A 12,814-nucleotide genomic window follows, 5' to 3' on the forward strand; every position below is an offset into this window, starting at 1 on the left:
TTTTGAGTCCACCCCAAGTGCAAAACCCGGGGTCAGATCCAGAGGGTCTGACCCCGGCATTTGCCCTTGGGTTAACAATCACAAACTGACATTCAAGCGCGCCAAGGTGCTTTTCAGCGCGTCGTTTTTCGGGTCCTTGCTGCGCGCTTCGCGCCACAGCTTTTGCGCTTCGTCCTTGTCGCCCTTCTGCCACAGCACTTCGCCGAGGTGGACGGCGATTTCCGGGTCGCTGCGCACGGCGTAGGCGCGGCGCAGGGCCGTTTCGGCGGCGGCCAGGTTACCCATGCGGAATTGCACCCAGCCCATGCTGTCCATGATGAACGGGTCGCCCGGCGCCATCTGCAGCGCCTTCTCGATCAGGGCGTGTGCTTCCGGCAGGCGGATGCCCCGCTCGGCCAGCGAGTAGCCAAGCGCGTTGTAGGCGTGCTGGTTGTCGGGTGCCAGCGCCATCACGCGGCGCAGGCTGGCCTCCATCAGGTCCATTTTATCCAGGCGTTCGGCCAGCAAGGCGTAGTCGTACAGCAGCTCGGGGTTGTTCGGGAAGCGCAGCAAGGCGTTTTCCAGCACCGTAAATGCGCTTTGCAGATAGTTCGCGTCGCGCAGGAATTGCGCATCGACCAGCAGCACCTGCGCCTGCACCGCCGGATCGGAGGTCTCGATTTCCGTCAATGCCTTGCGCGCTGCATCGAGATTGCCGCCACGGGCGATCAGCTGGGCGCGCCGCAAACGCGCATCGACATAGCCGGCCGAAGCGCTGTTGTCGACCTTGTCCAGCCAGGCAATGGCGCCGGCCATGTCGCCGCGCGTCTCGGCGATCTGCGACAGTATCATCAGGGCCTTGAACGGATCGCGCGTGTCGCCGGGGTTTTTATCCAGCACGGCCAGGAAGCGCTTGAAATACTGCTCCGCGCCCTTGGTGTCTTCCAGCTGCAGCGCCACGATCCCCAGCGCATACAGGCCGCCGACGTTGTCAGGCTGGCTTTTCAGCAGCAGCAGGAACTGGTCGCGCGCCGCTTCGAGCTGCTTTTGCTCGACCAGCAGGCGCGCATAGGCGGCGCGCACTTCGACGGCATCGGGATTCTTTTGCAAAAACGCGACCAGCACCTTGTTTGCCGCCTCGGGCTCGCCCGTTACCTGCGCCAGGGTCAGCGCGGCCAGCTCGGAATTGGGCTTGATGGCCAGCGCCTTGTTCGCTTCGCGGATGGCGCGGTCACGCTCGTCGATCGACAGGGCGCCCTGCGCCAGCACCAGGTGCGCTTCGAACATGTCCAGGTAAGGTTCCACCAGGCGCGTGAGCATGGAATAGGCATACAGCTTGTCATTCGAACGCGCGAGGATCTGCTGCATCTGGAACAGGGCCACGCCGCGCGCGCCCTGCGGCGCATTGGCCAGGCGCTGGGCGAAAATCGGCTCCGCTTCGTCGATCTTCTCCGTCAGGACGACAAAGCCGAGGAAAAACTGCGTCGCCTCGTCGGAATCGGGCGCCAGCTCGCGCCACAGGCGGATGGCGGCCAGCGCTTCGCCGCCCTGCTTGGCGGCCAGCGCCATTTCGGAAGCGCGGCGCGCCAGGCGCGGGTCGCGCGTCTGCTGCGCCGCCACCATCATCGTCACGTACGGCCCCTGCCACTGGCCGCTCTTGAATTCCATTTCCGCGCGGGTCAGCTTGTACAGCAGGTCGCTGCTCAACTCGACCTTGGGCAGCTTGTCGCCGCTGTCCCCATCCTTGGACACGGCTTCCGGCGCCTGCGGCGAACTGGCCACAGAAGGGCTGGCCGCGGCATCGGCAGGGGCGGCAGGCGTCTGCGCCATGGCATGCGTAGCCATCAGGGCGGACAAGGTTACAATGGCGAAAGCGTTTTTCAAAGGCTGATCCTGGCTGAACGGCAAAGTTTGATTCTACGCCCAACCCGTACATCGCGTACTTCACGTATGTAACGAAATATATACGTCATGGCTGCGCAATGTGTCCGGGCCAGCCACCGGCCAGCGACGCGCCTGTTTTTTACCCGGTTTTCAACCATTCGAGCCCTATGCCAGAATTGCCAGAAGTCGAAGTCACACGGCGCGGTGTCGCGCCCCATCTCGAAGGGCGCGCCGTGCGCTCCGTCGTGCTGCGCCGCGACGGCCTGCGCTGGCCCTTTCCTCCTGCCCTGGGCGAACAGCTGTCCGGCCAGACCATCGGCCTGACGGGGCGGCGCGGCAAATACCTGCTGATCCACTTCCGCCATGGCACCCTGATCATCCACCTGGGCATGTCGGGCCATTTGCGCGTGCTGCCACCGGGAACGCAGGCGCAAAAGCACGACCATTTCGACCTGATCGTGGACGACGCCGATGGCGCGCAGCACGTGCTGCGCATGACGGACCCGCGCCGTTTCGGCGCCGTGCTGTGGCACGACGAGGCTGACGGCCCGCTCGACAGCCACGTACTGCTGCGCGGCCTGGGCACGGAACCGCTGGAAGGCGGCTTCACGGGCCAGCTGCTGTTCGAGAAAACGCGCAACAAGAACACCAACATCAAGCAGGTGCTGATGGCGGGCGACATCGTCGTCGGCGTGGGCAATATCTATTGTTCCGAAAGCCTGTTCCGCGCAGGGATCAACCCGAAGACGCCGGCCCGCCGCATCGGCCTGGCACGCTATGAGAAACTGGCGCAGGCGATCCGCGACGTGCTGGCGGAAGCCATCGTGCAAGGCGGCAGTACCCTGCGCGACTTCATCGGCGTCAATGGCCAATCCGGCTATTTCCAGCAGACGTATTTCACGTACAACCGCGCGGACAAGCCATGCCGCGTGTGCGGCGCGCCGATCCGGCAAATCGTGCAGGGACAGCGTTCCACGTTCTACTGCGTGAACTGTCAAAAATAAAGGGGACCTGATGGTCAGAGACTTGGAACAATACAGCGCATGGCGCCAGGACGTGCAGGCCGCCTTGCAGGCTTACCGGCAAGCCGCTGGCGCGGCGGGCCTGGTCGACGGCGCCTCCGCGCTGCGCCTGGCGCGCTGTGGTTCCCGCCTGCTGGACGACCGTCTCTCTGTCGCCTTCGTGGCGGAATTCTCGCGCGGCAAATCCGAACTGATCAACGCCATCTTCTTTGCCGACTACGGCCAGCGCATCCTGCCCTCGGGCGCCGGCCGCACCACCATGTGCCCCACCGAACTGCTGTACGACGCTGCCTGGCCGCCATCGATCCGCCTGCTGCCCATCGAGACGCGCGCGCAGAACCTGTCGACCAGCGACTACCGCGAGCTGCCCGCCGCCTGGAGCGTCCTGCCGCTGAACATCGAGGCGGGCGGCGACATGCAGGAAGCGCTGCGCCAGGTCAGCCTGACCAAGAAAGTCAGCCAGGAAGAAGCAGCCCGCTACGGCCTGTACGACGCCGACGATGCGGACGCGCCGTCGATGCTGGACGACGACGGCCAGGTGGAAATCTCGATGTGGCGCCACGCCATCATCAACTTCCCCCATCCGCTGCTGAAACAGGGCCTGGTCATCCTCGACACGCCGGGCCTGAACGCCATCGGCACGGAGCCGGAACTGACCCTGAACCTGATCCCGAACGCGCATGCGGTGCTGTTCATCCTGGCGGCCGACACGGGCGTCACGCGCAGCGACATCGAGGTATGGCGCAACCATATCGGCGCCGGCGCAGGGCGCCTGGTGGTGCTCAACAAGATCGACAGCATGTGGGATGAATTGCGCGGCGATGCCGAGGTGACGCAAGCCATTGAACGCCAGCAGGCCAGCGTGGCGCATCTGTTGGCATTGGATGCCAGCCAGGTGTTTCCCGTCTCCGCGCAAAAGGCCCTGGTAGGCAAGATCAACCACGATGCGGCGCTGCTGGAAAAGAGCCGCCTGCAGGCGCTGGAAACGGCGCTGTTCGAGGGCCTGATCCCCGCGCGCAAGGACATCATCCGGCACCAGCTGGCGTTCGACCTGGACGCCATTGAAGCGGCGCAGCAGGTGCAGGCGGCGGCGCGCGCGCGCGGCATCGCCGAACAGCTGCACGAGCTGCACAGCCTGCGCGGCAAGAACCAGAGCGTGATCGCGCACATGATGCGCCGCGTGGATATCGAAAAGAAGGAATTCGACAGCAGCCTGTTCAAACTGCAGGCCACGCGCGCCGTATTCACGCGCCTGTCGACGGAGCTGTACACGAGTTTGGGCATGGACATCGTGCGCGACGATATCGATGGCGTGCGCGCGGCCATGCAGCGCAGCCGCTTTTTCACGGGCTTGCGCGAAGCCGTGCGCCAGTACTTTGAACGCATCGGCCAGAACCTGGACCGCTCGGAAGGCAAGACGGCCGAGATCACGGAAATGATGAACGTGATGTACCGCAAATTCGCCACCGAACATGGCCTGGCGCTGGCCTTGCCCATGCCGTTTTCGCTGGCCCGCTACCGCCAGGAAATCGCCGACATCGAAGCCGTGTATCACAAGCAGTTCGGCACGGCGACCCTGCTCACCACCAGCCGCGTCGTGCTGATGGAAAAATTCTTCGATACCATCGCCTCGCGCGTGCGCCGCAGTTTCACGGCCGCCAACGATGACGCCAGCGCCTGGCTGAAAGTCATCATGGCGCCGCTCGAAGCGCAGATCGTCGAGTACAAGGAACAGCTGAAACTGCGCTTTGCCTCGATCCAGCGCATCCATGACGCCACGGGCAGCCTGGAACAGAAAATCGCCGGCTTCGAGGCCAGCCTGGCGGCGCTCGAACGCGACAAGGCGCAATTGGCGCAACTGCTGGCCACCTTGCGCGCCGCCAGCGCAAGCTGAGCGCAACATAAACAACAGAACACTGGAACCCTTGCATGAAACGTCTGCTGCATCCGCTCTCGCCCGCCACGGGCGCAACTCAGTTTGATAACGCATTTGAAAATTACGTCGACCCGACTTTTTCCGCCACCGTCATCGCCTGGCAAAAGCAGCATGGCCGCCACGCGCTGCCATGGCAAAACACGCGCGACGCCTACCTGATCTGGCTGTCCGAAATCATGCTGCAGCAAACGCAGGTCACGGCGGTACTCGGCTACTACGCGCGCTTCCTGGAGCGCTTCCCTACCCTGCGCGACCTCGCTAGCGCGCCGGTCGAAGACGTGATGGCACAATGGAGCGGCCTTGGCTACTACACGCGGGCGCGCAATCTGCACAAGTGCGCGCAGCGCGTGGTGGCCGAATACGATGGCGTGTTCCCCAGCGACCCCGCCCTGCTGGCCGACCTGCCCGGCATCGGCCGCTCGACGGCGGCCGCCATCTCCGCGTTTTCCAGCGGCACGCGGGCGGCCATCATGGACGGCAACGTCAAGCGCGTATTCGCGCGCACCTTCGGCATCGACGCCTATCCGGGCGAAAAACGGGTCGAGGAAGCCATGTGGCGCCGCGCCGAAGCGCTGCTGCCTGAAACCGGTATCGAAGCCTACACGCAGGGCTTGATGGACTTCGGCGCCACCCTGTGCACGCGCAGCAGCCCCGATTGCGGCCGCTGCCCCTTGCAGCCGCGCTGCGTGGCCTACGCCACCCATCGGGTTAAAGACTTACCTGTGCGCAAACCCAAAAAAACCAGCCCGGAAAAACACGCCGTCATGCTCGTCGTCATCGACAATGGCCAGGTGCTGCTGGAGCAGCGTCCCGGCTCGGGCATCTGGGGCGGCCTGCTGTCCTTGCCCGAACTCGACGGCCACGTGCTGGCCGATGCAGACTCTCCACGCGACATCGACCAGCAGGCGCTGGCGCGCGCCGTGGCGCCGTTCGGCACAATCGAAACGCAGGAGCGGCTGCTGCCCATCGTGCACGTCTTCACGCACTACAAGCTGCATATCGTCCCCTGCCGCATCACCCTGGCGCGACGCCTGGCGCTGACCGGGGAAGCGACGCACGTCTGGTACGACGGCGCGAAGATCGCGGACGCGCCGCTGCCGGCGCCCATCAAGAAACTGCTGCTGGACCTGTTCGGCGATGCGCGTTCGGCGCAGCGCAGCATGTTCTAGTGCGCTTTTTACTGTTCGCGCTGGCGGCGCTGTGTCTGCATGGCGCCCTGGCGGCTGACGAGCTGCCAGAGGTCCGCATCGGCGTGCTGGCGTACAAGGGCGGCGACGCCGTGCAGCAAGACTGGTCATATGTGACGCGCCACCTGCAGGCCAGCATCCCCGGCATCCGTTTCATCCTCGCAGACTACGACCAGGCCGGCCTGACGCGCGCCGTGCAGTCGCAAGCGATTGCCTTTACCATCACCAGCAGCGGCCATTACGTGGCGCTCGAACACAGCGACGGCGCCAGCCGCATCGCCACCCTGGAATCGCCGTGGACGGATTCGCCGCGCCAGGCCATCGGCTCGGCCATCGTCGTGCGCAGCGCATCGCCCCTGCACGACCTGGCCGACCTGGCGGGCAAGAACGTGATGGCCGTGGCGCCAGACGCGTTTGGCGGCTACCAGATCGCCGCGCGCGAACTGCGCGAAGCGGGCGTCGATCCCACGCACGATTTTGCCAGCCTGCGCTACAGCGGCTTTCCCTCGCAGCAGATCATCGACGCCGTGCGCGACGGGCGCATGGATGCGGGCATCGTGCGCACCTGTTTGCTCGAACAGATGGTGGCGCGCGGCGAGGTGCAGGCCGATGCACTGCGCGTCATCACCACGCGCCCGATACCCGGCTTCCGCTGCGCCACGTCCTCGCGGCTGTATCCGGACTGGCCCTTCGTGGCCCTGCGCCAGACGCCGCCCGCGCTGGCCAAGAAAGTGGCGCAGGCCCTGCTGGCCATGCCGCGCACCAGCGAGGGCTATAGCTGGACGGTGCCCAGCGATTACCAGATCGTCGATGAACTGTTCCGCGACCTGCGCATCGGCCCCTACGCCTACCTGGACAAGCTGACGTTCGAGACGGCGCTGCGCCGCTACTGGGGCTGGATGCTGCTGGTGCTGGCCCTGCTCGTTGCCTGGGCCGTGCACACGGTGCGCGTGGAATACCTGGTCAGCCGGCGCACGGAGCAGCTGCGCGCGGCGCAGCACCAGCAGCGCGCGCTGGAAGAGCAGGCACGCCAGCGCCAGGCCACGCTTGACCACACGGCGCGCCTGGCGATTTTGGGCGAGATGGCCAGCGCCATCGCGCACGAATTGAACCAGCCGCTGGCGGCCATCGGCAATTTCGCGCGCGGCATGGCGCGCCGCATCACGGCCGGGCGCATGGAGGCGGCGCCACTGCTCGACGGCGCGCAGGAAATCGCCACGCAAAGCGAGCGCGCGGGCGCCATCATCCGGCACATTCGCGCGATGGCGCAAAAGCGTCCCGCGCACAGCACCGGCTTCGCCCTGGCCGGCGCCGTGGAGCAAGCCGTGGCCCTGTTCCGCGCGGCCCATCCGCAAGCGAATATCATCTGGCGCCACGATAGCGTCAGTCCTGACGCACGCGTGCTGGCCGACCCGCAGCAAGTGCAGCAGGTGCTGCTCAATCTGCTGAAAAATGCGCTCGATGCACAGGTGGAAAGCGACAATCCCGCACACCCCATCGGCGTGCTGCTGCACCGTGAAAACGGCGCCTGCACGGTGGCCGTGCGCGACGCCGGCTGCGGCCTGGAGGCGGCGCAGATGGCGCGATTGTTCGAACCGTTTTTCACCACCAAAGCCGAAGGCCTGGGCCTGGGCATGTCGCTCAGCAAAAGCATCATCGAGTCGTTCGGCGGCAGCCTGTCGGCGCACGCCAACGCCGATGCGCCAGGCTTGACGGTCTGGTTCCGCCTGCCCGAAGAGACGGGCATGGCGGCACCCACAGACATACAAGAGGACATACCATGAACGAAAGCGATGCGATCATCTTTGTCGTCGACGACGACGCCGCCATGCGCCGCTCGCTGGCCTATCTGTTCGATTCGGCCGGCTGGCAAGTGGAAACGTTTGAATCGGCGCGCGACTTCCTGCAGCGCTACGCGGGCCATGCGCCCGGCTGCTTGCTGCTCGACGTGCGCATGCCTTTGATGAGCGGGCTGGAGCTGCAACAGGAGCTGTCGCGGCACGCCATCGCGCTGCCCGTGATTTTCCTCAGTGGCCACGGCGACCTGGCCATGGCCGTGCAGACGATGAAGGCGGGCGCCTGCGATTTCCTGGAGAAGCCTTGCAAGGACCAGGTGTTGCTGGACGCCGTCACGCGCGCCGTGGCCCGCAGCGTGGCAGAAAGCCGCAGCGCCGCCAGCGCGAATACGGCGCAATCGGCACTGGCCAGGCTCACCGCGCGCGAACGCGAAGTGGCGCTCTTGATGGCCGAAGGCAAGGCATCGAAAGTCATCGCCCGCGAACTGGGCATCAGCGACAAGACGGTGCAGGTGCACCGCCACAAGACGATGGAAAAACTGGGTCTGCATTCGGCAGCCGAGGTGGCCCGGCTGCTCATGGCGGGTGGGGAGATTTAACCGGGGTCAGACCCACCGGGTCTGCCCCCAGCCGTTACGACCTTGGGGTAAAAGGTTCGAACATGCTTCTCAGCGAATAATCCGCGCCGGCAGTCCCTGCCGCACCGACGTGCCCGACACGGGATCGACAAACACGTTCTTGTCGCCGCGGCTAGGATCCGTCAAGCCCAGGTCGTTCAAATTGATGCCGGCACCGATGGCCGGTTCATCGGGCTGGCGCAGCTTGCCGATGCGGTGGGCGCGCGCGCCGTGTTCCTTGTGGCCGAAACCGTGTTCGACGGCGATCACGCCGCGCTGCACGCCATGGCGCAGCATCACCGTGGCCCTGGCCTTGCCGCCAGGCGTTTCCAAAACAATTTCATCGCCATTTTGCAGCTTCAAGCGGGCCGCGTCGTCGGGATGCACGGCGACGGGGTTGTCGGGGTGAATACCGCGCAAGCGCCGCGCGCCGATGCTGTACGAGTTTTGCAGCGCCGATTTATAGCTGATCAACTCGAACGGCCACTCGCTGACGGGATAGGTTTTACGCACAGGCGTGCCGTCGGCAAACGCCGCGACTCGCCACGCGGGCGTGCCGGGAAAACGCTTGCCGCTCAGGCTATTCTTGCTCACGCCCAGGCCCTCGTTGTACAGCATCATGGGTTTTAAATAACGGTGCGTGGACCAGTCCTGCGGATACGGCGTCTCGTCCATCACCGGCACGGGAGCAACCGGCGCCTTGGGGTTCGCGGGCGGCGGCAGGCGCAGGCCGAACATTTCGCCATAGCTCTGGTAGCGCCCTCCCCGCGCCAGCATGAAGGCTACCTTGCGCCACTCTTCCGGCTTCAGGGTGCGTTCCAGTTCGGGGCGGATGCGCGCCACGCCGGACAGTTCGATGTCGTCGTCGCTCGCTTCCGGCACGGCCGTCTTGCCCTGCCAGGCGATGTTGGCGCCGCCGCGCAGATACCAGTCTTCCGCCCGCTGCAGAGGGAAGCGCTGGCCGTCCATGTCCTGCAAGGCGCCAGGACCGAAGCCGGGCAAGGCCATCGTTTTGGCCAGCGCGATGAAGAACGATTCCATGCAGATGGTCTGGCCGTCCGGCGTTTTTTGCACGCGCGGCTCGACCACGGGCCAGCGCGCCGTACTCATTTTGACGGGCATGCCGCCCCACGCACCGGCCCAGCCCCAGCTTTCGTACAGCAAGGTATCGGGCAGCAGATAATCGGCAAAGGCCGAGCTTTCATTGATGAAGGGGTCGATGGCGACGATCAGCGGAATCTTCGTCGGATCGGCCAGTTCCTTGCCGATCTGCGCGCGCAAGCCCGTGATGCCGTACACGGGATTGCAGCTCCACAGTATCAGCGCCTTCAAGGTGTATGGGTAGCCGTTCATGGCGCTGGTCAGCCATTCTGTGGCCAGCGCGGGCGCGTTCGGATACCACGGCGCCCTGGCCGGATACGCCTTGCCCGCTTCTTTCTTCAGCTTGAATTCCGAGGTTTTCTCGTACGGCACATTGCGTCCGATCGGCATGCCCGCCGCCTTGATCTCGCCGTCAAAACTCTCGAGGTTGTAGCGCGGGCCGGGGCCCGCATCCTTGAAGCTGCCGCCGTTGACGAGGGTGCCGCCCTTGCGGTTCAAATTGCCGATCAGGGTATTGAGCATGACCAGCGCGTACGCGTTATAAAAGCCCGCGCCCGACATCATGCCGCCGTGCGCATTGACGGCCGCACGCTTGCCATGGCTGGTGAGTTCCTGCGCCAGGCCTTCGATGATGTCGCGCCCGATACCGCAGGCGGCCGAATACTCGTCCATGCTGTGGCGCTGCGCTTCTTCGTTGAGCATCGTCATGGCCGTCTTCAGGTGCAGCGGCGCGCCGGCCACGTCCAGCGGGCCGTCGAAGAACAGGCGCGCCTCGCCCTTGGCCGCAGTGTGCGGCACGATCGCCTGCGTGGCGGCGTCCATCACGCAAAATGCGTCGCCATCATTGTAGCGCTCTTCTTCCGGCAGTTCCACCGCGCCGATGTCGGACGCGCGCAGGTAGCGGCCGTCGCGCGGATGGCCTTTCTGGCTGATGATCAGATGCGTGGCGTTGCACCAGGCGGCCTCGCCCGCCGCTTCCGCCACCTTCAGGTTCGGCTGCGCGAGGAAGTGGCGGTCATAGCGTTCCTGCTCGATGATCCAGCGTATCATGGCCATGGCCAGCGCGCCGTCCGTGCCCGGCTTGATCGGCACCCAGCGGCTGCGGTCGCCCGCCGCAAGGCTGTCCGCATTCGTCAGCACGGGGTCGACCACCACATAGCTGAATTCGCGCTTGCCGGAACGGGCCTTGGCGATCAGGGTGCCCTGGCGCTTGAACGGGTTGCCCGCATTGCCCGGCGCAGTGCCGACAAAGATGCAAAACTCCGTGTTTTCCAGGTCCACTTTCGCGTGCGGCATTTTCTTCATGTCGCCGAACATGGCGCCCGAGCCGCTGCGGTAGGCGCCACCGCAATACGAGCCGTGGTTGACCAGGTTCAGGCTGCCGTACGACTGCTTGAAAAAGCGCGTGCCGAACGCCAGGCGGCCATCGTCGGTGCTGCACATCAGGCCCACCTGATTGACTTGCGGGCCCAGTTCCGGCTGTGCCGGATCGATCGGTTTTTCCAGCTCGCGCAAGGCGCGCAGTCCCTGTACATGGCCCTCGCCAAACAGGTCGCCGCCCTCTGTTACTTCCTTGACCAGCTGGTCAAAGGCGATCGGTTCCCACTGGCCGCCGCCGCGCGGACCCACGCGCTTCATGGGCGCCAGCACGCGGAACGGCGACTCCATCTGTTCCAGCACGCCGTTGCCGCGGCCGCAAGCCGTCGAGCGGCCCTTCAAGCCCTTTTCCTGGAAGCGCGAGAGCGACACAAAACTGTCGCGTATCGAGGTTTGATATGGCAGCGCCGGATCGGCCGACAGGGGGCTGTAGGGGTTGCCCGCCACGCGCAGCACCTTGCCGCTTTTTTTATCCAGGCGCACGCGCACGCCGCAAAAGGTGGTGCAGCCCATGCACATGGTGTAGCTCACTTGCTGGTCCGGATTGAGCGTCAGCTTGCCCGTGGTCGTATCGACGGAAAACTCGGGCTGCAGGGAATTTCCATGCAGTTTCTGCACAGGCTTGTCCTTGCCCAGCGCGTGGTCGACCATGCGGCCGGCCGTGGTGGAAAAGCTGGCGGCAAAGGCGGCCAGGCCGCCGCCGATGGCGCCGTAGCGCAGCAGCTTGCGGCGCTTTTCTTCCTCGGCGCTGCGGTCTTCTTGCGGTTCTGGTGTGGTGTGATCGTTCATGATTCTCTCCTTAGTGCGTGGCCATGGCGGGACGGCTGCGCATCGCAATAGCGCGTCCGGCCCATGGCAAAAATTCCAGCATCAGCAACAACAGCGCGAGCCACAGGCCGGCCGTGCCGATGATCCCCAGCAAACCATCGTTCCCCATCGGCAGGTGGTAGTCATACAGGCCGGCACCTGTCTTCGGGATCGTCTGGCCACCGATAAAAATCGTCCAGCGCATCATCCAGGCGCTGTGCAGCGCGATCAGGCCGTTGACCAGGCCACTGGTGGCCGGGCGCCAGATGGCCAGCGCCATCGGCACGATGGACGACAGCACGGCCCACACAGCCGTGAGCTGCCATTGCGGCATGCCGGCCACCTGCGTGAACGCCATGCTGTGGCTGGCGCTCACGCCAGAGAGACTGACGAACAGCCAGCCGCCGCCCAGGGCCAGCACCAGCGCCAGCGACAGGGCCAGCGCGCGGTTCAGCGACACTTCCAGCGCCTGCTCGCGGCCCGGCAGGAAGCGGTTGAACAGCAGCGCCAGGCCCACCGCTCCCACGAATGCGGTGGCAGCAAATTGCGCCGGCAGGAAGGGCGTAAACCACAGGGGACGGGCGCGCACCACCATCACTTCCATGCCCGTGTACAGGCCCACGACAAAGGCGGCCAGCAAGGTGAAGGCGGCAGCACTGACGATGGCCTTGCGCGAGGCGGCGCCACCGCGTCCCAGCAGGCGGTAGGCGAAGGCCAGGCGGTCCTTGCCCTGCCCCCGCGTGGCGAAGTCCACGCGCAGCGCCAGCCACGCGTACAGCATCAGGCAACCGAGGTAGAGGGGAATGAAGAACGAGCCCCACGACATCCACGACTGCGGCTGGAAATAAATGTAGAAATGGTAGAAGCGGCCCGGCCCGTGCAGGTCGGCCAGCAGCGCCACGGGCGCTGTCATGCCGCAGACGAGGGACGCCAGCAGCGCGATGCGCCCCAGTCGTTCATACGCCTTGCGGCCGAAAACGAAGTACGGCAGGGTCAGCATGAAGCTGCCGTAACTGAGGCCGATGAGGAAAAAATACTGCACCGCCCACGGCAGCCATGCCGCTTCGCGCGTGACGTTGAGAATTTCGGTGATGTGGCTGTCCATGGT

At 65.2% G+C, this 12,814-nt stretch carries 8 protein-coding genes; 5 read left to right on the forward strand and 3 right to left on the reverse strand.

Translation table 11 applies throughout. The features are described 5' to 3' along the window. Positions 1-78: 78 nt before the first annotated feature. A complete protein-coding gene (locus tag ACQ4WR_RS21710; RefSeq protein WP_436489872.1) occupies positions 79-1,863 on the reverse strand; it encodes a tetratricopeptide repeat protein in 1,785 nt (594 codons plus the stop codon). Between the two features lie 167 nt (positions 1,864-2,030). Between ACQ4WR_RS21710 and mutM the strand changes: the two genes are divergently transcribed. From mutM to ACQ4WR_RS21735, 5 genes are read left to right on the forward strand one after another with little or no spacing between them, the layout of a single operon-like run. After that, positions 2,031-2,867 (forward strand): bifunctional DNA-formamidopyrimidine glycosylase/DNA-(apurinic or apyrimidinic site) lyase, encoded by an 837-nt coding sequence (gene mutM, locus ACQ4WR_RS21715; RefSeq protein ID WP_436489874.1) that lies wholly within the window; start codon positions 2,031-2,033, stop codon positions 2,865-2,867. 10 nt (positions 2,868-2,877) lie between these two features. Further along, positions 2,878-4,779 carry a dynamin family protein gene (locus ACQ4WR_RS21720; protein WP_102294487.1) on the forward strand — a complete coding sequence of 634 codons (1,902 nt, stop codon included), beginning with the start codon at positions 2,878-2,880 and terminating at the stop codon, positions 4,777-4,779. Positions 4,780-4,814: 35 nt separating this feature from the next. Further along, positions 4,815-5,990: an A/G-specific adenine glycosylase gene (gene mutY, locus ACQ4WR_RS21725; RefSeq protein ID WP_436489876.1), complete on the forward strand. Its 1,176-nt coding sequence runs from the start codon at positions 4,815-4,817 to the stop codon at positions 5,988-5,990. After that, on the forward strand, positions 5,990-7,792 hold the full coding sequence (locus tag ACQ4WR_RS21730; RefSeq protein WP_436489878.1) for a sensor histidine kinase: 1,803 nt from the start codon (positions 5,990-5,992) through the stop codon (positions 7,790-7,792). The genes mutY and ACQ4WR_RS21730 overlap by 1 nt, the downstream gene beginning before the upstream one ends. After that, positions 7,789-8,403, forward strand: a complete 615-nt coding sequence (locus ACQ4WR_RS21735) for a response regulator transcription factor (protein WP_436489880.1) — start codon at positions 7,789-7,791, stop codon at positions 8,401-8,403. Before ACQ4WR_RS21730 ends, ACQ4WR_RS21735 begins: the two co-directional genes overlap by 4 nt. A gap of 69 nt (positions 8,404-8,472) precedes the next feature. Here the strand turns inward: ACQ4WR_RS21735 and ACQ4WR_RS21740 are convergent, their stop codons facing one another. After that, positions 8,473-11,688 carry a molybdopterin dinucleotide binding domain-containing protein gene (locus tag ACQ4WR_RS21740; RefSeq protein ID WP_436489881.1) on the reverse strand — a complete coding sequence of 1,072 codons (3,216 nt, stop codon included), beginning with the start codon at positions 11,686-11,688 and terminating at the stop codon, positions 8,473-8,475. Between the two features lie 10 nt (positions 11,689-11,698). Then, positions 11,699-12,811: an NrfD/PsrC family molybdoenzyme membrane anchor subunit gene (gene nrfD, locus ACQ4WR_RS21745; RefSeq protein ID WP_102294483.1), complete on the reverse strand. Its 1,113-nt coding sequence runs from the start codon at positions 12,809-12,811 to the stop codon at positions 11,699-11,701. Between the last annotated feature and the right edge of the window lie 3 nt (positions 12,812-12,814).

This window comes from Janthinobacterium amylolyticum (genome assembly GCF_051380655.1).
Lineage (GTDB): Bacteria > Pseudomonadota > Gammaproteobacteria > Burkholderiales > Burkholderiaceae_D > Janthinobacterium.